This window comes from Streptomyces bambusae (assembly GCF_020532645.1).
Classification (GTDB): domain Bacteria; phylum Actinomycetota; class Actinomycetes; order Streptomycetales; family Streptomycetaceae; genus Streptomyces; species Streptomyces bambusae.
In genome coordinates this window covers 32,319-56,205 of the sequence record NZ_JAJAUZ010000049.1, presented here as the reverse complement: position 1 = coordinate 56,205, position 23,887 = coordinate 32,319, and the positions used below count along the sequence as shown (strand labels likewise).

The following is a 23,887-nucleotide window of genomic DNA, read 5'->3' as shown; positions in this document are numbered from 1 at the left end:
GCGGCTACCCATGGCCGCCACCGGGTCTGGCCGCCCCGGCCTGCTCGAACGCGGCCGTGCCCGGGACCGTCCCCCAGCGGGTCGCCGGCCAGCCCAGCCAGTCGGCCCGTCCGATCACCTTGTCCACCGGCACCATCCCGCCTCCCGGGTCCCCGAGGTGGTCCCGGGAGTCACGCGACTGCGACCGGTGGTCGCCCATCACCCACAGCGTGCCCAGCGGCACGACGATCCGGAAGGGCACCCTGGAGGCGGCGTCCCCGGGCTTGAGGTACTCCTCGTCCACGGGCACCCCGTTCACGCTCAGCCGGCCCCGCGCGTCGCAGCACACGACGTCGTCCCCGCCGACCCCGACCACCCGCTTGACGAAGTCCGTCTCGGCGGGCTCGGCAAGGCCCAGGGCGGCGGCCGCCCCGCGCAGCAGCCCGCCGACGGGGTCGCCGCCGGCCGCCTCGCGGACGAAGGACCCGGTCCCGTCGAAGACCACCACGTCACCGCGGCGCGGCTCGTCACCGAAACGGTACGCCAGCTTGTTCACGAGCACCCGGTCGCCGACCCGCAGGGTGGGCTCCATCGACCGGCTGGGGATCAGGAACGGCTGCACGACGTAGTGCGAGAACAGCAGCAGGAAGGCCGTGCAGGCGGCGCCGAGCAGCCCGGCCCGCCGCCACGACAGCGCCCCGCCCGCCACGGCCCGGAAACGCGCGAAGCGCGACCGCTCCTCCCCCGGTTCGGAGGAGGAACGGCCGCGCTGCGTGAGTCGTGCTTCGGTGTCCATCGGGAGGGAGCCTATCCGGCCACCCCCGGGACCCGCAGACGAGCTCAGTTGTCGCGCTTCTCCTTGATCTTCGCGGCCTTGCCACGGAGCTCACGGAGGTAGTACAGCTTCGCGCGGCGCACGTCACCGCGGGTGACCAGCTCGATCTTCTCGAAGATCGGGGAGTTCACCGGGAAGGTGCGCTCGACGCCGACGGAGAACGAGACCTTGCGGACGGTGAAGGTCTCGGAGACGCCGGAGCCCTGGCGGCGGATGACGACGCCCTTGAACTGCTGGATACGAGAGCGGTTGCCCTCGATGACGCGGACGTGCACGTTGACCGTGTCACCCGGGCGGAAGGACGGGACGTCCGAGCGCAGGGAGGCGGCGTTCACACCGTCGAGGAGAGAAGACATGTTCTTCGTCTGCTTTCTTCGTACGACGCCACAGGCCGCCGTACGGGTTTTCGTAGAGAGTTCGGGAGCTGTGCCACCCGACGGGCGACGGTCCCCCTGTGGCAGGGGCGCACGCGGGCGTACAGCAGCCGCCTATTCTTCCACGGCCGGCGGCCTGCGCCAAAATCGGCCGTCGGGGGCCGGCGACCAGCCCATCATGGACAGGATCTCGCGGTCCTTCTTGTCGAACGCCGAGGCCTCGCAGCGCTCGATGAGGTCGGGCCGGTGCGCGGCCGTGCGGCGGAAGGCCTCGTCCCGGCGCCACCGGGCGATCTTGCCGTGGTGGCCGCTGAGCAGCACGTCCGGGATACCGCGGCCGCGCCACTGCGGGGGCTTGGTGTAGACGGGCCCCTCCAGCAGGTTGGCCATCGCGCCGGGGGCGAAGGAGTCGTCGCGGTGCGATTCGGCGTTGCCGAGCACGCCGGGCAGCAGCCGGGCCACCGCCTCGGTGACGACGAGGACGGCCGCCTCGCCGCCGGCCAGCACGTAGTCGCCGATGGAGACCTCGTAGACGGGCATGCGGGTGGCGTACTCGTCGATGACACGGCGGTCGATGCCCTCGTAGCGGGCGGGCGTGAAGACCAGCCACGGCCGCTCGGACAGCTCGACGGCCAGTTCCTGGGTGAACGGCCGGCCGCTGGGCGTGGGCACGACGAGGACCGGCCCGTGGGCGCCGGCCTCGTAGCCGGCGGCCAGGGCGTCGTCCAGGCAGTCGCCCCACGGCTCGGTCTTCATGACCATGCCGGGGCCGCCGCCGTACGGGGTGTCGTCGACCGTGTTGTGCCGGTCGTACGTCCAGTCCCGCAGGTCGTGGACGTGCACGTCGAGCCGGCCGCGGGCGCGCGCCTTGCCGACGAGGGAGACGTTCAGCGGTTCGAGGTACTCAGGGAAGATCGTGACGACGTCCAGCCGCATCAGGACGCGTCCTCGGAGTCGGCGGCCGCGGCTTCGGCGTCCCGGGCGGAGGCGATCTCGGCACGGTCGTCGATCAGGCCCGGCGGCGGGCTGATCACGGCGCGCTGGTTCTCCAGGTCGATCTCGGTCACGATCTCCTCGACGAACGGGATCATCACCTCGGTGCCGTCGGGGCGCTCCACGATGAACAGGTCCTGCGAGGGCAGGTGCGAGATCTCCGTGATCCGGCCGATCTCGGTGCCGTCGGCGAGCACCACGTCGAGGTCCATGAGCTGGTGGTCGTAGAACTCGTCCTCGTCCTCCGGCAGCTCGTCGGGGTCCACGTCGGCGATCAGGAGGGTGTTGCGCAGGGCCTCGGCGCCGGTGCGGTCCTTGACGCCCGCGAAGCGGAGCAGCAGCCGGCCGCTGTGCACCCGGCCGGTCTCGATGGTCAGCGGTCCCGCCGAGGCGGGTTCGGTGTGGAGGACGGCGCCGGGGCTGAGCCGGAGCTCCGGCTCGTCCGTACGCACCTCGACGGTGACCTCGCCCTTGATGCCGTGGGCGCGGCCGATCCGCGCGACTACCAGCTGCACTCTTCCTTCTCCTGTCCATACGACGACGGGCCGGGGCGGGCCTCAGCCCTCCCCGGCCCGTGCCGGTGATTCAACTGCTCAGCGGACCTGGTCCACGTCGACGAGGTCGACGCGGATGCCACGGCCGCCGATGGCGCCCACGACGGTACGCAGTGCACGTGCGGTGCGGCCGTTGCGGCCGATCACCTTGCCGAGGTCGTCGGGGTGGACCCTGACCTCCAGCACCTGCCCGCGGCGCAGGTTGCGCGAGGCGACCTGCACGTCGTCGGGGTTGTCCACAATGCCCTTTACGAGGTGCTCAAGAGCCTCCTCGAGCATGCTCAGGCCTCGGTCGACTCGGCGGCGGCGTCAGCCTCGTCCGCCTTCTTCTCGGCCTTCTTCTTCTGGGTGATGGCCTCGCCCTTGGCGTCGCCACCCTCCAGCGCCTTCGCGAACTCCTCGAAGGAAGCGCGCTTCTGCTCCTTGGTCGCCGGGGCGAGCAGCGGCTTCTCCGGGGCGGGCAGGCCCTTGGCGGCCTGCCAGTCACCGGTGAGCTTCAGGATGGCGAGCACGGCGTCGGTCGGCTGGGCGCCGACGGACAGCCAGTACTGGGCACGCTCGCCGTTGACCTCGATGCGCGAGGGGTTGTAGGTCGGCTGGTAGATGCCGATCTCCTCGATCGCGCGACCGTCCCGACGGGTGCGGGCGTCGGCGACGACGATGCGGTAGTGCGGCTGGCGAATCTTGCCGAGGCGCTTCAGCTTGATCTTGACTGCCACTGGAGTGGTGTCTCCTGAACTTGACGTGGGTGGGCACAACAAGATGCCACGTGGGGTTGCGGTACTCGGGGTGCCCGATGGACGCGTCAGCCGGAGGAGAGAGGGGTCCTGTGCGACTGTCGAGTACAGCTAGCCATTGTGCCACATGCCCGCATCCGGTCAGGACGCGGCAGCTGCGACCGCCACCTCGGGGATGCGGAAGGGCTTCATGCAGCCCCCGCACACGATCGGCGCCTGCGCCAGCACCGACGGGACCACCCGCACGTTGCGTCCGCAGTCGCAGACCGCCTTGACCCGCACGCCGCCGCCCGAGGAGCCGTGCCGGGCGGCCGGTCCGCGGAAGGAGCGCTTGGTGTCGGCGGCCGTGGCGACGGTGTGGGCGCGCAGGGCCCGCTGGAGCCGCTCAATGGTGGGGCGGTAGCGCCGGCGGGCTTCCGCGTTCAGGGTCACCAGCGAGAAGCCGCTGCTCGCATGCGGCTCCTCGGCATGGTCGAGGCCCATCTCCTCGGCGATCGCCAGGAACCGGCGGTTGTGGTACCGGCCGGCGCGCGAGGTGTCGCGGACCCCGCGGGCGGCGGCGATGCCGTGGACTGCCTCGTGAAGCAGCCGTTCGAAGGAGAGTTCCGCCCCGCAGGCGGACGAAGACTCCCCGATCAAGGACTCGGGCGCGGCAAGGTCGGGCAGCTCGGGGTGGTACCGCTGAATGTCGGCCCACGCCTGCGCCAGCTCTGCGGCGAGTACTGGTGGTGTCGTGCTCACGTCGTGACAACGAGCCGGGGGGCCCAGGTGTTCCGATTCCGGGCCATTCCAAATTTTTTGCACGTACCAGTCAGTTCACACTGATGCATCCCGACGAGGGCGGGTGCGCATATCTCCGGAGGAGTCGGTACGTACGGGTGGTCCCCCGGACCCGGTCCGGGGGACCACGGCCGTCACGGCGGTGTACCGCCGTGACGGCTGCCCCGTGCGGCTCAGTAGGAGCGCGCGACGATCGCGAGGGTGCCGGGGGCGGCGTCCTCGGTCGGGACCGAGCCGTCCTCGGCGACCAGGCAGCGGACGGTCACGGCCTGCTCGCCGAGCTTGGCCTCGCCCTCCGGGCCCAGGACGTCCCACGGGATCCGCGCCCAGCCGCCGGCGAGGGCGGCCTCGGAGGCCTCCTCGATGGTGGCGACGTCGGTGGTGCGGGACTCGCGGCGCTCGCGGGACTCGCGCAGCAGCTGCGCCTGGTCCTCGTCGAGGACCTTGGGCAGCAGGTCGGCCAGCGCGTCGATCCGGACCGGCTCCTTGCCGCCGGGGATCCGGCGGGCCAGCATCGCGGTTCCGTTCTCCAGGTCGCGGGGGCCGATCTCGATGCGGACCGGCACGCCCTTGAGCTCCCAGTCCACCGCGCGGCGGCCGAACGGGGTGTCGACGCGGTCGTCCACGTGCACGCGGATGCCCGCGGCCTTCAGCTGCGCGCCGAGCTCGCGGACCTTGGCGACGGCCTCGTCGCCCTTGATCGCCATGACGACGACCTGGACGTGCGCCAGCCGCGGCGGGACGCGCAGGCCGTTGTCGTCGCCGTGGGACATGATCAGACCGCCGACCATGCGGGTCGAGACGCCCCACGAGGTCTGCCAGACCAGCTCCTGCTGCCCCTCCTTGGAGAGGTAGGAGGTGTTGAAGGCCTTGGCGAAGTTGGTGCCGAGCTCGTGGCTCGTACCCATCTGGAGGGCCTTGCCGTCGCCCATCATGCCCTCGAGGGTGAGGGTGTTGATGGCGCCGGCGAAGCGCTCCTTAGGGGTCTTGCGGCCGAGCACCACGTCGATGCCGAGCACGTTGGTCATGAAGTCGCCGTACACGTTCCGGTGGATGTGCGCGGCGTAGTCGCGCGCGTCCTCGTACGTGGCGTGGGCGGTGTGCCCCTCCTGCCAGAGGAACTCGCTCGTACGGAGGAAGACGCGGGGGCGCATCTCCCAGCGGACCACGTTGGCCCACTGGTTGATCAGCAGGGGCAGGTCGCGGTAGCTCTGCACCCACTTGGAGAAGTAGTCGTTGATGATCGTCTCGGAGGTGGGCCGGACGACGACCGGCTCTTCGAGCTCCTTCCCGCCGCCGTGCGTGACGACCGCGAGCTCGGGGGCGAAGCCCTCGACGTGCTCGGCTTCCTTCGTCAGGTACGACTGCGGGATGAACAGCGGGAAGTACGCGTTCTGTGCACCCGCGTCCTTGATGCGGGCGTCCATCTCCTGCTGCATCCGCTCCCACAGGCCGTAGCCGTACGGACGGATGACCATCGTGCCGCGCACTGGGCCGTTGTCGGCCAGTTCGGCCTTGTTGATCAGGTCCTGGTACCAGCGGGGGAAGTCGTCCGCCTGGGGGGTGAGAACGGGAGCCTTTGCCATGGCGCGAATGGTACGGCGCCGGGCACGCTGAGCGTGAATCGGGTACGACGGTCCTCTGGACGGGCGGCCCGAAGAGCAGTTCTCTGACAACGGGGGCAAGGAGGACGGGAGCGCATTTCCATGACGACGACGCTCGCTGCCCGGGACTGGGCGGAGATCCAGGAGCGGATGCTCGTACCGCTGTACGAGGCGGTCCACGACCGGCTCGGCATCGGGCCGGGCACCCGGCTGCTGGGGCTCGACTGCGGGGCCGGGCTGGCCCTGCTGCTGGGCGCGGCCCGCGGTGCCCGGGTGGCCGGGGTGGAGCCGGACCCCGGCAGGCGGGAGCTGGCCCGTGAACGGCTGCTGGACGTGGCGGCGGCCCCGCCGGACGCCGGCGGCGCGGGGTACGACGTGCTGACGCTGTTCTCGCCGGACGGCCCCGCGGACCTGGCGGCCGCGCTGCCGCTGGTGCGGCGGGGCGGGGCGGTGGTGCTGGCCGGCTGGGGGCCGCCGGAGCGGTGCGCGACGCTGACGGCGCTGGGCCCGGAGTGGCGGCGGCCGCGGCGCGGCGCTCTGGAGGACCTGGTCACGGCGGCCGGGCTCGGGTTCGACGGCTCGGGCCGGGTGTTCTGCCCGTTCGGGTACGCGGACATGGAGAGCGCGGTGCGCGGGCTGCTGGCCGCCGGACGGTACGCGGGCGCGGATCCCGGGCTGTTCGAGGGCGATCCGGCGCACCTGGAGAAGGAGCTGGCGGAGGCGCTGCACCCGTACGCCCGGCCGGACGGCACGGTGTGGCTGCCGAACGTGTTCCGGTACGTGATCGCCCGAGTGCCGTAACGGGGCCTTCCGGGCAACGCAAAAGGCCCCCGCGACGGCGGAGGCCCTGCGTCCGGGGCACCCGTAGGGGTGCCCCGGCCCGGTTGCTTCACGGACTCACTTCATGAACTTCTTGAACTCGTCCGGCAGCTCGAAGTCCTCGCCCTGGGCGCCGCCGGGCAGCCCGAACGGGTTGCCCGGGTCCAGCGCCGGGGCGGCCGCACCCTGCTCGCGGCGCGCGGCGGCCGCGGCCTCGTCGGCCTTGCGCTTCATCGGGTTGCCGCTCTTGCGCTTGCCCTTGGCCTGCTTGATCTGCTTCTTCTGGCGGCCGGGGCCGCCGCCCATGCCCGGGATGCCGGGCATGCCGGGCATCCCGCCGCCCTGGGCCATGCGGGACATCATCTTGCGGGCCTCGAAGAACCGCTCGACGAGGTTCTTGACGGCGCTGACCTCGACACCGGAACCCTTGGCGATACGGGCGCGGCGGGAGCCGTTGATGATCGTCGGGTCCTGGCGCTCGGCCGGGGTCATCGACTTGATGATCGCGGCGGTGCGGTCGACGTCGCGCTCGTCGATGTTGTTGATCTGGTCCTTGATCTGGCCCATGCCGGGCAGCATGCCGAGCAGCTTGGAGATGGAGCCCATCTTGCGGACCTGCTCCATCTGGGCCAGGAAGTCGTCGAGCGTGAACTCCTTGGGGCCCTTGGCGAGCTTGGCCGCCATCTTCTCGGCCTCGGCCTGCGAGAAGGTCTTCTCGGCCTGCTCGATGAGGGTGAGCATGTCACCCATGTCGAGGATGCGGCCGGCCATGCGGTCCGGGTGGAAGGCGTCGAACTCGTCGAGCTTCTCGCCGTTCGAGGCGAACATGATCTGCTTGCCGGTGACGTGCGCGATGGAGAGCGCGGCACCACCACGGGCGTCGCCGTCGAGCTTGGAGAGCACCACGCCGTCGAAGCCGACGCCGTCGCGGAAGGCCTCGGCGGTGTTGACCGCGTCCTGACCGATCATGGCGTCGACGACGAACAGGACCTCGTCGGGGCTGACGGCGTCGCGGATGTCCGCGGCCTGCTGCATCAGCTCCTGGTCGATGCCGAGGCGGCCGGCGGTGTCGACGATGACGATGTCGTGCTGCTTGGTCCGGGCGTACTCGATGGAGTCCTTGGCGACCTGGACCGGGTCGCCGATGCCGTTGCCGGGCTGCGGGGCGTACACGGCCACGCCGGCGCGCTCGGCGACCACGCTGAGCTGGTTGACGGCGTTGGGGCGCTGGAGGTCGCAGGCGACGAGCAGCGGGGTGTGGCCCTGGCCCTTGAGCCAGAGGCCGAGCTTTCCGGCCAGGGTGGTCTTACCGGCACCCTGGAGACCGGCGAGCATGATCACGGTCGGTGCGGTCTTCGCGAACCGCAGTCGGCGGGTCTCGCCGCCGAGGATGCCGACGAGCTCCTCGTTGACGATCTTGAGGACCTGCTGCGACGGGTTGAGGGCCTTGCTGACCTCGGCCCCGAGGGCGCGCTCCTTGACGTTCTTGATGAACGAGCGGACCACGGGCAGGGCGACGTCCGCCTCGAGGAGGGCGATACGGATGTCCCGGGCCGCCGCGTCGATGTCGGCCTCGCTCAGGCGGCCTTTGCCGCGAAGGCTCTTGAAGGTCGAGGCAAGGCGGTCGGAAAGCGTATCGAACACGATGGTCGCGATTCCTCAGGTCGGGGGCGTCTGGTCGCCCTCCAGAGTATCCGGCTCCGGCAAGGGCACGGCCCCGCCCGGGGAGAACGGGCGGGGCCGCCGGTCAGGACAGTGCCGTCCGGACCGTGGCGGCGAGTGCGGCGGCGTCGGCGGGGCCGAGCGGCTTGCCTTCGGGGTCGGTGACGTAGAGGGAGTCGACGGCGTTGGCGCCCAGGGTGGACACGTGGGCGCTGCGCACCCGTACCCCGGCGCCCTCCAGGGCCCGCCCGATCCGGTGCAGCAGGCCGACCTCGTCGGGGGCCCGCACTTCGAGGACGGTGGCCAGGGAGGACACGTCGGGGACGACGGTGACCCGGGGCGGCGGCGGGACCACGCCCCGGCGGCGCGGGTACGCGGCTTCCCGGTCGGCGAGCCGGGCGGTCACGTCGAGGGAGCCGTCGAGCGCGCGCACCAGGTCGGCGCGGAGCCGGGGGGCCTCGGGCAGGGCGCCGTACTCGGCGGCCACCCGCCAGCGCAGGACGAGCACCTCGCCCAGCGCGTCGGGCAGTTCGACGGAGCGCAGGTCGGCGGCGCGGACGGTGAGCCGGTGCAGGGCGAGCACGCCGGCCGCGGCGGGCAGCACGCCGGGCTGGTCGGGGACCGCGACGACGAGTTCGACGCCGATCTCGCTGCCGGCGCCGTCCGCTTCGGTGCGGGCGTGCAGCGCGAGGACGGGTTCGCCGGTGCGGAGGGCTTCCACGGCGAGCCGTTCCTGGTCGGCGGAGGGGGCGGTGGGGCCGGGGGCGGGCGGCTGTTCGCCGCCGAGCAGGGCGGCGGCGCGGGCGGCGAGGTCGGCGACGAGGGAGGCCCGCCAGGCGCTCCAGGCGGCGGGTCCGGTGGCGAGGGCGTCGGCCTCGGTGAGGGCGTGCAGGAGTTCCAGGACGGCGGTGGAGCCGACGGCGTCGGCGACGGCCTGCACGGTGGCGGGGTCGTCGAGGTCGCGCCGGGTGGCGGTTTCGACGAGCAGCAGGTGGTGGCGGACGAGGGTGCCGATGACGGCCGTGTCCTCGGCGTCGAAGCCGGTACGGGCGGCGAGGGCGCGGGCCGGGGATTCGCCGGCGACGGAGTGATCGCCGGGCAGGCCCTTGCCGATGTCGTGGAGGAGGGCGGCGACGAGCAGCAGGTCGGGGCGGCCGACCCGGCGGGTGAGGGCGGCGGCACGGACGGCGGTCTCGACGAGGTGCCGGTCGACGGTCCAGGTGTGGACGGGGTTGCGCTGGGGGCGGCAGCGCACCCGCTCCCATTCCGGCAGCAGTCGGCTGATCAGCCCTTCCGCTTCGAGGGCTTCCCAGACGGCGACGGTGGGTTCGCCGGCGCCGAGGAGGGTGACGAGCTGTTCGCGGGCCTCGGCGGGCCAGGGCACGGGCAGGTCGCGGGTCTGGGCGGCGAGCCGGCGGACGGCGTGCGGGGAGACGGGCAGGCCGGCCTGGGCCGCGGCGGCGGCGAGCCGCAGCGGGAGGACGGGGTCGCGGTCGGGGCGGGCGGCGAGGGCGAGCACTGCCTCGCCGTCCTGTTCGACGACGCCTTCGGCGAGCGGGGCGCGTTCGGCGGGGGCGGTGCGGCCGCCGAGCAGGCTGCGCAGCCGGGGGCGGGCGGAGCGGGCGCGCAGCACCCGGCCGACTTCGCGCCAGGTGATGTCGCCGGCGTACGCGACGACGCGGGCGGCTTCGTAGACCTGGCGGAGCAGGGTGTCGGCGTCGGGCAGCCCGAGGCCCTCGGCCACCTGGGCCTGGTCCTGGAGGGAGAGCCGGTCGCCGGGGCGGCCGGTGGCGAGGTGGAGGGCGTCGCGGGTGTCGAGGAGCCGGCGCCGGGCGTCGGCGAGGCCTTCGCGGGGGGCGTCGGCGACCCAGGAGGCGGCGACGGCGCGCAGGGCGGTGAGGTCGCGCAGGCCGCCGCGGGCCTCCTTGAGGTCGGGTTCGAGGAGGAAGCGGAGTTCGCCGGCGCGGTCGGCGCGGTCGCGGGAGAGGGCGTGGAGTTCGGGCAGCCGGCGGACGGCCTGGTTGCGCCAGTCGGCGAGGACGGCGGTGCGCAGGCCGGTGACGAGGCCGTGGTCGCCGGCGACCGGCCGGGCGTCGAGGAGGCCGAGGTGCACCTTGAGGTCCTCGGCGGCGGTCTTGCGCGCCTGGGCGGGGGTGCGTACGGAGTGGTCGAGGGAGAGGCCGGTGTCCCAGACGGGGTACCAGATCCGGTCGGCGAGGGCGGCGAGGTCGGCGGGGCTCGCCTTGCCGTCGTGGAGGAGCAGCAGGTCGAGGTCGCTGCGGGGGGAGAGTTCGGCGCGCCCGTAGCCGCCGGTGGCGACGAGGGCGGCGCCGCGGACCCCGGTGTCGCGGACGGCTTCGGCGAAGAGCCCCGTCAGCCAGGTGTCGGTGAGTCCGGCGAGGGCGGCACGGCGCGGCGGCCCGGACCGCGGCTCCTCCTGGAGGAGCCGCAGCCGGGCCGCCGCGTGGCCACCGGGTTCCGGTTCCGCGGGTGCGGTGCTGTCGTCGGCGCCCGTCATCCGGGGCTCTCCTTCGCTTCCGTTGGCTTCCGTCGCCGCCCGCCGGCTTCCGGTTCCGTTACAGCGCGTCGGCGCCGCGTTCGCCGGTGCGGACCCGGACCACGGAGTCCACGGGGAGGGCCCACACCTTGCCGTCGCCGATCTTGCCGGTGCGGGCGGCGGTGACGACGACGTTCATGACGTCGTCTGCGTCGGCGTCGTCGACGAGGACCTCGATGCGGATCTTCGGGACCAGGTCGACGGTGTACTCGGCGCCGCGGTAGACCTCGGTGTGGCCGCGCTGGCGTCCGTAGCCGCTGGCCTCGGTGACGGTCAGGCCCTGGACGCCGAAGGCCTGGAGGGCCTCCTTGATCTCGTCGAGCCGGTGCGGCTTCACGATCGCGGTGATGAGCTTCATGCATCCACCTTCTTGTTCTGCTGGGCGGCGGGGGCGGTCAGGGCGGTGCTGCGCGGTGCGGCACCGCCGCCGGCTCCGCTGAAGTCGTACGCGGTCTCGGCGTGTTCGACCTGGTCGATGCCGGAGACCTCGTCGTCCTCGGTGACCCGCATGCCCATCGCCTTGTCGATGAGGAAGGCGAGCACCGCGGACGCGACCAGAGAGTAGGCGAGGACCGCGAAGACGCCCACGGCCTGCTTGCCGAGCTGCTCCAGGCCGCCGCCGTAGAAGAGGCCGGCCGCGTCGGACTGGACGCCGCCGGTGGCGAAGAGGCCGACGAGGAGGGAGCCGAGGATGCCGCCGACGAGGTGGACGCCGATGACGTCGAGGGAGTCGTCGTAGCCGAACTTGAACTTGAGGCCGACGGCCATGGCGCAGACCAGGCCGGCGATGGCACCGATGGCGATGGCGCCGAGCGGGGAGCAGGAGCCGCCGGACGGGGTGATGGCGACGAGGCCGGCGACGGCTCCGGAGGCGGCGCCGAGCGTGGTGAACGCGCCGTGCCGGATCTTCTCGTAGGCGAGCCAGGCGAGCATGGCGGCGGCGGTGGCGACCTGGGTGTTGACGAACATGACGGCGCCGATGCCGTCGTCGTTGCCGAGCCAGGAGCCGGCGTTGAAGCCGAACCAGCCGAACCACAGGAGGCCCGCGCCGAGCATGACCAGCGGGAGGCTGTGCGGGCGCATCGGGTCCTTCTTGAAGCCGACGCGCTTGCCGATGACGAGGATCACGCCGAGGGCGGCGGCGCCGGCGTTGATGTGGACGGCGGTGCCGCCGGCGAAGTCGATGACGCCCATCTCGAAGAGCCAGCCGCCGGAGCCCCAGACCCAGTGGGCGACGGGGAAGTAGACGGCGGTGACCCACAGGGCGATGAACAGGGCCCAGGCGCTGAACTTGACGCGGTCGGCGAGGGCGCCGCTGATCAGGGCCGGGGTGATGATCGCGAACATGAGCTGGAAGACGGCGAAGACGTAGACCGGGATGGTGTAGCCGTCCCAGAGTTCGGTGAGTCCGATGCCGCTGAGGCCGGCGTAGTCGGAGGACCAGCCGATGAGGGAGCCGGAGTCGGTGCCGAAGGCGAGGCTGAAGCCGTAGAGGACCCACAGGATCGTGACGATCCCGAGGCTGATGAAGCTCATCATCAGCATGTTGAGGCTGCTCTTGACGCGGACCATGCCGCCGTAGAAGAAGGCGAGGCCCGGGGTCATCAGCATGACCAGGGCGGAGCAGATGAGCATGAACCCGGTGTTGGCGGCAGACAGCTCGGGGGCGTCTGCGGCCAGGGTCGTGATGGCTGGTGCCATCGGCGTCTCCTCGTCGTCGGTACGTTCGCGTGCGGGCGAGCGTGGGAAACCTGAGCGGCGCATGGCGTGCGGCCTGGGGCGGGCCGTCCGGCGCACTGGCCGGTTATGAGCCCTGAGATTCGCGCAGGCCGGTTTCCGGCGGTGCCGCTCGATGTTTCTGTGCCGTGACGAAGAGGTCGGGCGTGTTACGCGCCCATGAACGGGTCGGAGCATGCGGCCGGCCGCGACAGCACCCGGGGGACTTGGCGGGGGGAGCCGAGTCGGGCATCGGTGGGGGGTGTCGCGGCCGGGCCTTTCCCCGGGCGGGCCCGGGGCCCGTCTGGCGGATCAGACGGCCTCGGCGGACTCGGGGAGCTGGGCGGCGATCCGGTCGGTGAGCCGGATCACCTCGGCGACGTCGCCGTATTCACGGGCGACGGTGTCGACGGTCTTGCGGAGCCGGGTGTTCACCCGTTCGGACCGTACTTTCTTGGCCACCGGCATGGCCTGCTCGGCGAGCAGGGCGGCCTGCTCGGGCTCGCGGCGCAGCAGGTGGACGGTGGCCATGCCGATGAGGTTGAGGGCGAGGGAGCGCTGGTGCTCGTCGTCCTTGCGGAAGAGGTCGACGGCCCGCTGCATGACGGGCTCGGCGAGGGAGGCGTACGTGGGGCTGCGGCCGGCCACGTAGGCGAGGTCGCGGAACGAGTGGGAGTTCTCGCCGTTGAGTTCGGCCTCGGAGAAGAAGCGGATCCAGTCGGGCTCGGGCTCGGCGCCGAAGGCGATGTCGGCGAAGGTGTCCTCGGCCATCCGCACGGCCCGCTTGCAGCGGCTGGGCTGGCCCATGTTGGCGTAGGCGCGGGCCTCCATCGCATACAGCATGGCCTGGGTGCGGGGACCGGCGCAGTCGCGGCTGCCGTACTGGGCGAGGTGGATGAGTTCCAGTGCGTCCTCGGGGCGGCCGAGGTGGATCATCTGGCGGCTCATGTTGGAGAGGATGTACGAGCCGAGCGGCTTGTCCCCGGCTTCCTTGGAGGCGTGCAGGGCGAGGACGAAGTACTTCTGGGCGGTGGGCTGGAGGCCGATGTCGTAGCTCATCCAGCCGGCGAGTTCGGCGAGTTCGGCGGCGACCTTGAAGAGGCGCTTCATGGTGGGCGCGGGGTGGGATTCCTGGAGCAGGTCGGTCACCTCGTGGAGCTGCCCGACGACGGCCTTGCGGCGCAGCCCGCCGCCGCACTGGGCGTCCCACTGCCGGAACATGACGGTGGTGGATTCCAGCAGGTCGAGTTCGGGTTCGGAGAGCTGGACCAGGCGGCGGCCGCCGGCGGCCGGTCCGGGGTCGGCGGCGGGTACGGGCACCAGCCAGCGCTGCATCGGCTCGATGAGGGCGGGGCCGGCGGAGAGGGCGAGCGAGGCGCCGAGGAAGCCGCGCCGGGCGAGCATCAGGTCGCTGCGGGAGAACTCGCTGAGGAGTTCCACGGTCTGGGGGGCGGCCCAGGGCAGGTCGACGCCGGAGACGGAGGGCGACTGGTGGGCGACGCGCAGTCCGAGGTCCTCGACGGCGACGACGGAGCCGAACCGCTCGGAGAACAGCTCGGACAGGATCCGCGGGATGGGTTCGCGGGGCTGTTCGCCGTCGAGCCAGCGCCGGACGCGGGAGGTGTCGGTGCTGATGTGGTGGGCGCCGAGCTGCCGGGCCCTCCGGTTGACCTGGCGCGCGAGCTCGCCCTTGGACCAGCCGCTGCGCACGAACCATGAGGTGAGCTGCTCGTTGCGGCGCGGTTCACCTCCGCCGCCCCGGGGGGCGGGCTCCTCGTTCGTGCCGATCGAGCCACTGCCGCTCACTGGAACGCCCCCATCCACTCGCCTTCGGAACACCCTTGCGCCGGAAGGGAGTCGCCAACCGCATCCTGCCTCCGGCATACCCAAGGATGCGCCTTCCGCAAGGCTCCGTGTACCGAAAGTAATCCTACGATCACCTCTCCCGCGACCCCGATTCCACAATCGCCACCATTCGCCACCCCTTCGAATGAACTCGCCACCCTCCGGTTCCGATTCACTTGACGACTAGGAAGACCAGAAGTTGGCGGAGCGGAGTGCGGCGGGGCGCGCGCGGCGATGGAGTGCGCCGGGTGTCCGGGGTTCTCCGCGTCGTAACCACCGGCGAGTTCGACCCGTTGGAGGGGGCATGGGCTTCACGATCGGCGGCAGCCGGGGCACCAAGGAGTACCGGGCCGGATCGCGGCGCCGGGGCCGGATGTCGGAGTGCACAGCGGTGGCGGAGTACACCGGGCTGTGGGGCTGGGACGTGGTGCCCGGCGCGCGGGCCGCGGCGGGCGTCTGCTCGTGCGGGGACGCGCAGTGCTCCGCACCGGGGGCGCATCCGCTGGTCTTCGGCGCGGGGGTGCCGGCCGGGGCGACGCTGGACGAGGTCACGGAGGCGTGGGGCGAGTTCCCGGGGGCGGCCCTGCTGCTGCCGGCGGGGCGGTCCTTCGACGTGATCGAGGTGGCGGAGGAGGCGGGGCGGCGGGCGCTGGTGCGGCTGGAGCGGATGGGTTTGCCGCTGGGACCGGTTGCGGCGACGCCGGACGGGCGGGCGCAGTTCTTCGTCGCGCCGGGCGCGGCGGCGGGGCTGCCGCAGCTCTTGTACCGGATGGGGTGGGACGATGCGCGGCTCGACCTGCGGGCGCTGGGTTCCGGGGCGTACGTGACCGCGCCGCCGTCCGATCACGGCGGCCTCGGGCCCATGCGGTGGCTGCGGCCGCCCGCCCTGGATTCCGCGGGTGGTCCTCCGCAGGCGCGTCTGCTCCTCGGCACGCTGGCCTACATCGCCCACCGCCTCCAGCTCTGATTCCGGCCCCCCGCCCCGATCGCGGGCCCGGCCGCTTCTCTCCGAGCGCCGCCCGCCTCGCGTGCCTCGGTCGCGGGCGGGACCGTTTCCCGGGGCGGGGCCGTTTCCCGGGGCGGGGCCGTCCCCCCGGGCGGGGTCGTCCCGCCGAGCGGGAGCCCCCCGGGCGGGAGCCGTCCCCTGAGGCGGTGCCCGGCGGGGCTCAAAGACCCGGGGCTCCGCCCCGTACCCCGCGCCTCAAACGCCGGCGAGGCTAATTTTCCCCCGCCGCATTCAACCGCGCAGGCGAAGGCCGGCTGGGGGCCGCATGCAGACCCGCAGGCGACGAAGACCGTCAGGGCCGCCCTGAGGCCCGCAGGCGAAGGCCGTCAGGGCCGCATTCAGGCCCGCAGGGGAAGGCCCGTCAGGGGCCACTTTCAAGTCCGCAGGTGAAGGCCGGCAGGGGCATGTTCGAGCCCGTCCGGCGATTGAGGACCGGGGTAGGGGGCGGAGCCCCGAAATCGAGCCCCGCCGGCGATTGAGGCGCAGGGTACGGGGGCGGAGCCCCGGATCTTCGAGCCCCGCCGGCGATTGAGGCGGGGCCCGGGGATGCGGAAGGGGCCCGGAGACGTGGTCGCCGGGCCCCCGAGGGGAAGGTCAGTCGCCGATGAGGGCGTCCACGAAGGCCCCCGCTTCGAAGGGCGCGAGGTCGTCGGGGCCCTCGCCCAGCCCGACCAGCTTCACCGGCACGCCCAGCTCCCGCTGGACCGCGATGACGATGCCCCCCTTGGCCGTACCGTCCAGCTTCGTCAGGACGATGCCGGTGATGTCGACGACCTCGGCGAACACCCGCGCCTGCACCAGCCCGTTCTGCCCGGTGGTCGCGTCGAGCACGAGCAGGATCTCGTCCAGCGGACCGTGCTTCTCGACGACCCGCTTGACCTTGCCCAGCTCGTCCATGAGCCCGGTCTTGGTGTGCAGCCGCCCGGCGGTGTCGATGAGGACGACGTCCGCTCCCTCGGCGATGCCCTCCTTGACCGCGTCGAACGCGATGGAGGCCGGGTCGCCGCCCTCGGGACCACGTACGGTCCGGGCACCCACCCGCTCGCCCCAGGTCTGCAGCTGGTCGGCCGCCGCCGCCCGGAAGGTGTCGGCCGCGCCGAGCACCACGCTGCGCCCGTCGGCAACCAGCACCCGGGCCAGCTTGCCGGTGGTGGTGGTCTTGCCGGTGCCGTTGACGCCGACGACCATCACGACGCCGGGGGTGTCGACGCCGCTCTCCGTCTTGACCGTACGGTCCATGTCGGGCCCGATGATGGCCACGAGCTCCTCGCGCAGCAGGGCGCGCAGCTCCTCCGGCGTGCGGGTGCCGAGCACCTTGACGCGCTCGCGGAGCCGGTCCACCAGCTCCTGGGTCGGCATGACGCCGACGTCGGCGGTGAGGAGCGTCTCCTCGATCTCCTCCCAGGTGTCCTCGTCGAGGTGCTCGCGGGAGAGCAGCGTGAGCAGCCCCTTGCCCAGCGAGTTCTGGGAGCGGGAGAGCCGGGCCCGCAGCCGGACCAGCCGGCCGGCGGTGGGCTCGGGCACCTCGATCTCGGGCGCGGCCGGCGCCTCGGGCTCGGCGGCAGGTGCCTCGGCGGCGGGGGCCTGCGTCCGGGCATCCGGGAGCACGACCTCCTCGATCGTGCGGCGCGGCTCTTGCGCGCCCGGCTCTGCCTCCTCCCCCACGTGCGGCTCGGCGGGCGGGGCAGTGATGGTCGGCGTGCTCGGCGGCGCCGTGGGCGGCAGCTGCTTCTTCTTGCGGCTGCCGACCACGAGCCCGCTGATCGCGCCGACCGCGACCAGGGCGATGACTAGGGCGAGGATGAGGATGTCCATAACCGTTTCAGTATGCGCGACCGCCCGCCTCCGGCCCCGATTCCGCCGCCGGGGGCCGCCCGGCCGGCCGAAGCGGAACGGGCCCCCGCCGGATCCCTGTCCAACTGACGCCACGTCAGCTAACGTCCCCCCTCGCCCGGCCCGTCCATCCAGGCGAAGGGGGATTCCCGCATGCCCATCACCGTGGCCCGGTTCAATCTCGTCGACCCGCACGGCACCCCCGAGTCGCTCGCCGCCCGCTACCGGGCGGCCGTGGAGATGGCCGCGTACGCCGACGACCGGGGGATCGACACCGTCCAGACGGAGGAGCACCACGGCACCGCGAACAACTGGCTGCCCTCGCCGTTCGCCTTCGCGGGCGCGGTCTTCGGCGCCACCCGCCGGATCGCGGTGACCGTGTCGGCGATCATCGGCCCGCTGTACGACCCGCTGAAGGCCGCCGAGGACATCGCCGTACTGGACCTGGTCAGCGGCGGCCGGCTGGTGACGGTCGCGGGCATCGGCTACCGGCCGGAGGAGTACGAGCAGCAGGGCGTGGAGTGGGGGCGGCGCGGCCGGCTCCAGGACGAGCTGCTGGAGACGCTGCTCGCGGCGTGGACGGGCGAGGAGTTCACGTACCGGGGCCGGCGGGTGCGGGTGACGCCCCGGCCGTTCACGCAGCCGCACCCGCTGCTGCTGGTGGGCGGGAGCTCGCAGGCCGCGGCCCGGCGGGCGGCCCGGCTGGGGCTGCCGTTCTTCCCGAGCGCGCACCTGCCGGAGCTGGAGGCGTACTACCAGGCACGGCTGGCGGAGTACGGGACCGAGGGGTTCTGCATGATGCCGGCGGCGCAGACCCCGCTGCTGCACGTCGCCGAGGACCCGGACCGGGCGTGGGACCTGTACGGCGAGCATTTCCTGCACGAGGCGGAGACGTACGCCTCGTGGCAGTCGAAGGACATCCGTTCGGCGGTCTGCTCCCGGGCGCGCACGGTCGAGGAGCTGCGCACCGAGGGCGTCTACCGGATCCTCACCCCGGACCAGACGGTCGGCTACGCCCGGGAGGCCGGCGAGGCGGGCAACCTGGTGCTGCACCCGCTGTGCGGCGGCATGCCGCTCGACGAGGGCTGGCGCAGCCTGCACCTGCTGTGCGAACAGGTGCTGCCCCGGCTCAAGGGGTGAGCCGGGGCAGCATCCGCGTACGAGGAGACGGGCAAGGGCGGGGAGGTCAGCCCATCTCCTCCAGCGCCTTGCCCTTGGTCTCCGGCACCCATTTGAGGATGAAGGGGATCGAGAGCACGGCGAAGCAGGTGTAGATGACGTAGGCGCCCGACAGGTTCCAGTCGGACAGGGTCGGGAAGGTGACCGTGATCACCCAGTTGGCGACCCACTGGGCAGCGGCGGCCACTCCGAGCGCCGCGGCCCGGATGCGGTTGGGGAACATCTCGCCGAGCAGCACCCAGACGACCACGCCCCAGGAGAGGGCGAAGAACAGGACGAAGGCGTGCGCGGCGACCAGCGCCAGGGTGCCCTGGAGCTCGGGCATCGAGATGTCGCCGCCGATGTCCTCCTTGTACGAGAACGCCCAGGCGGCGAGGCCGAGGGAGAGGGCCATGCCGACGGAGCCGATGAGGGCGAGCGGCTTGCGGCCGATCCGGTCGACGAAGACCATCGCGATCACCGTGCCGATGATGTTGATGATCGACGTGGTGAAGGAGTAGAAGAACGAGCTGGTCGGGTCGATGCCGACGGACTGCCACAGCGAGGAGCTGTAGTAGAAGATCACATTGATGCCGACCAGCTGCTGGAAGACGGACAGCCCGATGCCGATCCAGACGATGGGCAGCAGGCCGAAGCGGCCGCCGAGCAGGTCCCTGAAGGTCGACTTGTGCTCGGAGCTCATCGCGGCCGTGATCTCGCGGACCCGGGCGTCCAGGTCGGTGCCGGTGCCCTCGACCTCGCTGAGGACGGTCTTGGCCTGCTCGGTGCGGCCGGCGGAGATCAGGAAGCGCGGGGACTCGGGGATGACGAAGGACAGCAGGCCGTAGAGCAGGGCCGGGACCACCATGACGCCGAGCATCCACTGCCAGGCTTCCAGGCCGCCGATCCTGCCGCGCTGGTCGCCGTCGGCGAGGTTGAGGATGCCCCAGTTGACGAGCTGGGAGACGGCGATGCCGATGACGATCGCGGCCTGCTGGAACGAGGCCAGGCGGCCGCGGTAGGCGGGCGGGGAGACCTCGGCGATGTACGCGGGACCGATGACGGAGGCCATGCCGATGGCGAAGCCGCCGATCACCCGCCACAGCGCGAGGTCCCACAGGGCGAACGGCAGCGCCGAGCCGATCGCGCTCGCGGTGAACAGCACCGAGGAGATCTGCATGCAGCGGATCCGGCCGATGCGGTCCGCGATCCGGCCGGCCGTCGCCGCGCCGATCGCACAGCCGATCAGGGCCGCCGCGATCACTTGGGCCAGCGCCTCGGAGCCGATGTCGAAGCGCTCCCTGATGGCCTCGACGGCACCGTTGATCACGGAACTGTCGTAGCCGAAGAGGAAGCCGCCCATGGCGGCCGCGGCGGTGATGAAGATGACGTGCCCGAGGTGTTCCGGGTGCTGGGAAGGCCCGGGGCCCGGGCCGCCCGCCTGCGCTGTGCTGGTCAAGGTGTGCTCCGTGGGGTTTGTCCGTTATCCCAGTGGCGCACAGGTCAAGATCGGCCACCACCGGAAGGCGGGAGACAGCGGAGTGAGCCTATGTGTTCAGTTTATGAAGTCAAGAGGCGGGGTCGGAGGTAAGTAGACCCACTCTCGTTCAAGTCTTGAACGCAAGGTCGGGTACGTACGCGGGACGGCGGAAGTCAGCGGAGCCGCTGGCTGATCACCTTGGACACCCCGTCGCCCTGCATGGAGACGCCGTACAGCGCGTCGGCGACCTCCATGGTCCGCTTCTGGTGGGTGATCACGATCAGCTGGGAGCTCTCCTGGAGCTCCTCCATGATCCGGATCAGGCGCTGCAGGTTGGTGTCGTCGAGGGCGGCCTCGACCTCGTCCATCACGTAGAACGGGCTGGGCCGCGCCTTGAAGATGGAGACCAGCAGCGCCACGGCCGTCAGGGAGCGCTCGCCGCCGGAGAGCAGGGAGAGCCGCTTGACCTTCTTGCCGGGCGGGCGGGCCTCGACGTCCACTCCGGTGGTCAGCATGTCGGACGGGTCGGTGAGCACGAGCCGGCCCTCGCCGCCGGGGAACAGCCGGGAGAAGACGCCCTCGAACTCGCGGGCCGTGTCCCGGTACGCCTCCGTGAACACCTGCTCGACCCGCTCGTCGACTTCCTTCACGACCTGAAGGAGATCGCTGCGGGTGCGGCGCAGGTCGTCGAGCTGCTCGCTGAGGAATTTGTGCCGTTCCTCCAACGCGGCGAACTCCTCCAGGGCCAGCGGGTTGACCTTGCCGAGCTGCTGGTACGCGCGTTCCGCGGCCTTGAGCCGCTTCTCCTGCTGGACGCGTACGAACGGGCCGGGGCGGTTGCGCGGGTGGCCGGGGTCCTCGGGCAGGTCCTCGCCCTCGGCCGGCGGCGCAGGCGGGACGGGCTGGTCGGGGCCGTACTCGCCGACCAGGCCGGCGGTCTCCATGCCGAACTCTTCCAGGGCCCGGGCCGCCAGCTGCTCGATGCGCAGGCGCTTCTCCGCGCCGAGCACCTCGCCGCGGTGGACGGAGTCGGTGAGCTTGTCGAGTTCCGTCTTGAGGTCGCGGCCGCGGGTCCGTTCCGCGCCGAGGGCCTGTTCCCGGTGGCCCCGGGCCTGTTCGGCGGCGGCCCGCTCGGCTTCGGCGCGGCCGACGGACACGACGATGTGGGCGAGCAGCTGGCGGGCGGCGTCGCCGACCGCGGCGGCCACCTCGGCCTCGTGGCGCAGCCGGGCACGGCGGCGCTCGGCGCGGGCCCTCGCCTCGCGTTCGGCGCGGGCGCTGCGGTCGAGGGCGTCGGCGCGGCCGGCCAGGCCCTTGGCGCGCTCCTCGTGGGTGCGGAGCTGGAGCCGGGCCTCCATCTCGGTCTGGCGGGCGTTCGCGCCGTCGGCGGCGAGGCGGTCGCGGACGGCGGTGTCGGGCTCCTCCTCCGCGGGGAGCTCCTCGGCGGCGACGAGGCGGCCGGCGAGTTCGGCGACGTCTTCCAGGGCGCGGTCCAGGGCCTCTTCGGCGCGGGTCGCGGCCGCGGCGGTGCGCTCCGCCTCGCCGGCGGCGGCCCGGGCGACGCCGGCGAGGCGGCCGAGCTGCTGGGCGGTGCCGGCCCGTTCCTTCTCGCCCTTGCGGCGGCGGTCGCCCAGGTCCTCCGCGTGCGCGGCGCGGGCGGCCCGGTCCGCGGCGGCAGCCGTCTGGGCGGCGGCCAGGTCCTGGCAGCGCTGCTCCAAGCGGGCGAGCTCCGCCGCGGCTTCGTCGACGGCGGCCTGCACCTCCAGGAGGCTGGGCGCGCCTGCCGTGCCGCCCTGGGCGAGGTGGGCGCCGAGCACGTCGCCCTCGGGGGTGACGGCCACCGTGTCCGGGCGGTCCCGTACGACCGCCTCGGCCGTCGCCAGGTCCGGGACGAGGACGTAGCCGCGGAGTACGGACTCCAGTGCGCGCAGGGTTGCGCCGTCGCCGCGCAGCAGCCCTGCGAGCGGGGGGTGCGGCGCGAGCAGCGGCGCGGCCGCGCCGACGGGGCTCCGCTCCGAACCCCGGTCCTCAAGCGCCGGACGGGCCGGAATTCGCCCTCCGTCGCCGGAAGCTCCGGCTCCACCGGAACCCCCGGCTTCACCGGAACCCCCGGCTTCACCGGAACCCCCAGCCCCGCCGGCGTCTGAGGCGCGGGGGTGCGGGGGCTGGGCCCCGGGGGTGGCCGGGGTGATGAGGAAGGCGGCGCGGCCGGCGTCCGTGTCGCGGAGGTGACGGATCGCGGCGGCGGCCGCCTGCGGCGAGGTCACAGCGAGCGCGTCCGCGGCGACGCCGAGGGCCGCGGCCACGGCCGCCTCGCAGCCCGGCGTCACCGACACGCGCGCCGCAGCCGGCCCCAGCAGCCCCGCCAGCCGGTCCCCGGCCGCCAGCACCGCATCCGTGCCGTCCTTGCGCCGCAGACCGAGGGCCAGGGCCTCGTGCCGGGCCGCGACCGCAGCCCGCGACCGCTCGGCGGCGGTCGCGTCCTCCCGCGCGGCCGCGAAGGCGGCCTCCGCCGCGGCCAGCGCGGCCCGCGCCGCCTCGTGCTCCTCGGCCAGCGCCGAGTCCCCCGCGTCCAGCCCGGCGACCTCGGCCGCCAGCGCCTCGTACTCCTCCTGCGCCGCCGACGCCCGCTCGGCCGCCGCCTCCCGCGCCTCCGCCAGCCGCTCGATCTCGGCCTGCGCCGCACCCGCCCGCGAACGGGCGGCGCCGACCTGTCCGGAGAGCCGGGCCAGGCCCTCCCGGCGGTCGGCGATGGCCCGCGCCACGTCCTTCAGCCGCCGCTCCTCCGCGGCCAGCGAGCGCTCCAGCCCGGCCCGGTGCTCGACCGTGTCCTCCAGCGCCCGCTCGGCCGCCTCCAACGCCGCCTCAAGTTCCGCTTCCTGCTCGCGGATGCGTTCCGCCTCGCGTTCCGTGTCCTCCGGATCACGGCCCCGCCGCTCCTCCTCGGCCGGCGTGCGCGCACTCTTGACCCGCGCGTCGGCGAGCGAAACCGTGCCCCGCACCCGCTCGGCGAGCTGCGCCAGCTCGTGCCAGGTCTGCTGGGCCTGCCGCAGCCGCGGCACCAGCTCGGCGACGGCGGCCTCCAGCTCCGCCTCCCGGGCGAGGGCTTCCTTCAGCTGCGCTTCGGCGCTCTCCTTGCGCTCCTTCAGCGCGGCCTCGTCGGCGAGTTCGGCATCGAGCGCGGCCTGCAGCCGTACGAGGTCGTCCGCGAGCAGCCGCAGCCGGGCGTCGCGCAGGTCGGCCTGGATGACCGCGGCCCGCCGGGCCACCGCCGCCTGCCGGCCGAGCGGCTTGAGCTGGCGCCGCAGCTCCTCGGTCAGGTCGTGCACGCGGGCCAGGTTCGCCTGCATCGCGTCGAGCTTCCGCAGCGCCTTCTCTTTGCGCTTGCGGTGCTTGAGGACGCCCGCTGCCTCCTCGATGAACGCACGCCGGCCGGCCGGGTCGGCGTGCAGGACGGAGTCCAGCTGCCCCTGGCCGACGATGACGTGCATCTCGCGGCCGATGCCTGAGTCGGACAGCAGCTCCTGGATGTCGAGCAGGCGGCACGTGTCACCGTTGATCTGGTACTCGCTGCTGCCGCCGCGGAACATGATCCGCGTGATCGTGACCTCGGCGTACTCGATCGGCAGCGCGCCGTCGGAGTTGTCGATGGTGAGCGACACCTCGGCCCGGCCGAGCGGCGGCCGCCCGGTGGTGCCGGCGAAGATGACGTCCTCCATCTTCCCGCCGCGCAGCGACTTGGCGCCCTGCTCGCCCATGACCCAGGACAGCGCGTCCACCACGTTCGACTTGCCCGAGCCGTTGGGCCCCACGACGCACGTGATGCCGGGCTCGAAGCGCAGGGTCGTGGCAGAGGCGAACGACTTGAATCCGCGGAGGGTCAGGGCCTTGAGGTGCACGCCGCCGGACTCTACCTCGCCGTTCCCGTTTCACCCATGAAGGTGCAGGGCAGATC

At 72.8% G+C, this 23,887-nt stretch carries 19 protein-coding genes; 3 read left to right on the top strand and 16 right to left on the bottom strand.

Translation table 11 applies throughout. The annotated features are described in order from the left end of the window. Window positions 1–4: 4 nt before the first annotated feature. The 8 genes from lepB to proS form a co-directional block, all read right to left on the bottom strand. Entirely contained in the window at window positions 5–775 is a 771-nt protein-coding gene (gene lepB, locus LG634_RS27780) for a signal peptidase I (protein ID WP_226737522.1), read from the bottom strand. Window positions 776–819: 44 nt separating this feature from the next. After that, complete coding sequence (gene rplS / locus LG634_RS27775) at window positions 820–1,170, bottom strand: 50S ribosomal protein L19 (RefSeq protein WP_226737520.1); 351 nt, start codon at window positions 1,168–1,170, stop codon at window positions 820–822. Between the two features lie 132 nt (window positions 1,171–1,302). Then, a complete protein-coding gene (gene trmD, locus LG634_RS27770) occupies window positions 1,303–2,124 on the bottom strand; it encodes a tRNA (guanosine(37)-N1)-methyltransferase TrmD (protein WP_226737518.1) in 822 nt (273 codons plus the stop codon). After that, the gene (rimM, locus tag LG634_RS27765; RefSeq protein ID WP_226737516.1) at window positions 2,124–2,696 is read right to left on the bottom strand and encodes a ribosome maturation factor RimM; all 573 of its coding nucleotides are present in this window, start codon (window positions 2,694–2,696) and stop codon (window positions 2,124–2,126) included. The genes trmD and rimM overlap by 1 nt, the downstream gene beginning before the upstream one ends. A gap of 78 nt (window positions 2,697–2,774) precedes the next feature. Beyond that, window positions 2,775–3,014 carry an RNA-binding protein gene (locus LG634_RS27760; RefSeq protein ID WP_007266827.1) on the bottom strand — a complete coding sequence of 80 codons (240 nt, stop codon included), beginning with the start codon at window positions 3,012–3,014 and terminating at the stop codon, window positions 2,775–2,777. Between the two features lie 2 nt (window positions 3,015–3,016). After that, window positions 3,017–3,454, bottom strand: coding sequence for a 30S ribosomal protein S16 (gene rpsP, locus LG634_RS27755; RefSeq protein WP_226737514.1), 438 nt, complete (start codon window positions 3,452–3,454; stop codon window positions 3,017–3,019). 159 nt (window positions 3,455–3,613) lie between these two features. Next, window positions 3,614–4,213: a hypothetical protein gene (locus tag LG634_RS27750; protein ID WP_226737512.1), complete on the bottom strand. Its 600-nt coding sequence runs from the start codon at window positions 4,211–4,213 to the stop codon at window positions 3,614–3,616. A 212-nt stretch (window positions 4,214–4,425) separates the two neighbouring features. Continuing rightward, a complete protein-coding gene (gene proS, locus LG634_RS27745) occupies window positions 4,426–5,838 on the bottom strand; it encodes a proline--tRNA ligase (protein WP_226737510.1) in 1,413 nt (470 codons plus the stop codon). Between the two features lie 120 nt (window positions 5,839–5,958). Here proS and LG634_RS27740 point away from each other — a divergent pair, with 120 nt between their 5' ends. Then, entirely contained in the window at window positions 5,959–6,657 is a 699-nt protein-coding gene (locus LG634_RS27740) for a methyltransferase type 11 (RefSeq protein WP_226737508.1), read from the top strand. Window positions 6,658–6,753: 96 nt separating this feature from the next. Here LG634_RS27740 and ffh read toward each other — a convergent pair whose 3' ends face one another. The 5 genes from ffh to nsdA all read right to left on the bottom strand — a co-directional run bounded on the left by ffh (window position 6,754) and on the right by nsdA (window position 14,416). Then, complete coding sequence (gene ffh / locus LG634_RS27735) at window positions 6,754–8,319, bottom strand: signal recognition particle protein (protein WP_226737506.1); 1,566 nt, start codon at window positions 8,317–8,319, stop codon at window positions 6,754–6,756. Window positions 8,320–8,422: 103 nt separating this feature from the next. Beyond that, window positions 8,423–10,855: a [protein-PII] uridylyltransferase gene (locus tag LG634_RS27730; protein ID WP_226737504.1), complete on the bottom strand. Its 2,433-nt coding sequence runs from the start codon at window positions 10,853–10,855 to the stop codon at window positions 8,423–8,425. Window positions 10,856–10,913: 58 nt separating this feature from the next. Beyond that, window positions 10,914–11,252, bottom strand: coding sequence for a P-II family nitrogen regulator (locus LG634_RS27725; protein ID WP_226737503.1), 339 nt, complete (start codon window positions 11,250–11,252; stop codon window positions 10,914–10,916). Next, entirely contained in the window at window positions 11,249–12,595 is a 1,347-nt protein-coding gene (locus LG634_RS27720) for an ammonium transporter (RefSeq protein WP_226737501.1), read from the bottom strand. The genes LG634_RS27725 and LG634_RS27720 overlap by 4 nt, the downstream gene beginning before the upstream one ends. A 327-nt stretch (window positions 12,596–12,922) precedes the next feature. Then, complete coding sequence (gene nsdA, locus LG634_RS27715) at window positions 12,923–14,416, bottom strand: transcriptional repressor NsdA (protein WP_372482500.1); 1,494 nt, start codon at window positions 14,414–14,416, stop codon at window positions 12,923–12,925. A gap of 343 nt (window positions 14,417–14,759) precedes the next feature. Between nsdA and LG634_RS27710 the strand changes: the two genes are divergently transcribed. Then, the gene (locus tag LG634_RS27710; RefSeq protein ID WP_226737498.1) at window positions 14,760–15,422 is read left to right on the top strand and encodes a bifunctional DNA primase/polymerase; all 663 of its coding nucleotides are present in this window, start codon (window positions 14,760–14,762) and stop codon (window positions 15,420–15,422) included. A gap of 633 nt (window positions 15,423–16,055) precedes the next feature. On the opposite strand, the gene ftsY is transcribed toward LG634_RS27710, so the two are convergent. After that, window positions 16,056–17,276, bottom strand: a complete 1,221-nt coding sequence (gene ftsY / locus LG634_RS27705) for a signal recognition particle-docking protein FtsY (RefSeq protein ID WP_226737496.1) — start codon at window positions 17,274–17,276, stop codon at window positions 16,056–16,058. A 171-nt stretch (window positions 17,277–17,447) separates the two neighbouring features. On the opposite strand from ftsY, the gene LG634_RS27700 reads away from it, so the two are divergent. Continuing rightward, entirely contained in the window at window positions 17,448–18,434 is a 987-nt protein-coding gene (locus LG634_RS27700) for an LLM class flavin-dependent oxidoreductase (protein ID WP_226737494.1), read from the top strand. Between the two features lie 46 nt (window positions 18,435–18,480). Here LG634_RS27700 and LG634_RS27695 read toward each other — a convergent pair whose 3' ends face one another. Beyond that, window positions 18,481–19,911 (bottom strand): sugar porter family MFS transporter, encoded by a 1,431-nt coding sequence (locus LG634_RS27695; protein ID WP_226737493.1) that lies wholly within the window; start codon window positions 19,909–19,911, stop codon window positions 18,481–18,483. A gap of 194 nt (window positions 19,912–20,105) precedes the next feature. Beyond that, a complete protein-coding gene (locus LG634_RS27690; RefSeq protein WP_226737491.1) occupies window positions 20,106–23,831 on the bottom strand; it encodes an AAA family ATPase in 3,726 nt (1,241 codons plus the stop codon). Window positions 23,832–23,887 lie beyond the last annotated feature (56 nt).

Coding starts and splice junctions, on each gene's coding strand:
- lepB (WP_226737522.1), bottom strand. CDS start 775: ATGGACACCGAAGCACGACTCACGCAGCGCGGCCGTTCCTCCTCCGAA.
- rplS (WP_226737520.1), bottom strand. CDS start 1,170: ATGTCTTCTCTCCTCGACGGTGTGAACGCCGCCTCCCTGCGCTCGGAC.
- trmD (WP_226737518.1), bottom strand. CDS start 2,124: ATGCGGCTGGACGTCGTCACGATCTTCCCTGAGTACCTCGAACCGCTG.
- LG634_RS27760 (WP_007266827.1), bottom strand. CDS start 3,014: ATGCTCGAGGAGGCTCTTGAGCACCTCGTAAAGGGCATTGTGGACAAC.
- proS (WP_226737510.1), bottom strand. CDS start 5,838: ATGGCAAAGGCTCCCGTTCTCACCCCCCAGGCGGACGACTTCCCCCGC.
- LG634_RS27740 (WP_226737508.1), top strand. CDS start 5,959: ATGACGACGACGCTCGCTGCCCGGGACTGGGCGGAGATCCAGGAGCGG.
- LG634_RS27730 (WP_226737504.1), bottom strand. CDS start 10,855: ATGACGGGCGCCGACGACAGCACCGCACCCGCGGAACCGGAACCCGGT.
- LG634_RS27725 (WP_226737503.1), bottom strand. CDS start 11,252: ATGAAGCTCATCACCGCGATCGTGAAGCCGCACCGGCTCGACGAGATC.
- LG634_RS27720 (WP_226737501.1), bottom strand. CDS start 12,595: ATGGCACCAGCCATCACGACCCTGGCCGCAGACGCCCCCGAGCTGTCT.
- LG634_RS27710 (WP_226737498.1), top strand. CDS start 14,760: ATGGGCTTCACGATCGGCGGCAGCCGGGGCACCAAGGAGTACCGGGCC.
- ftsY (WP_226737496.1), bottom strand. CDS start 17,276: ATGGACATCCTCATCCTCGCCCTAGTCATCGCCCTGGTCGCGGTCGGC.
- LG634_RS27700 (WP_226737494.1), top strand. CDS start 17,448: ATGCCCATCACCGTGGCCCGGTTCAATCTCGTCGACCCGCACGGCACC.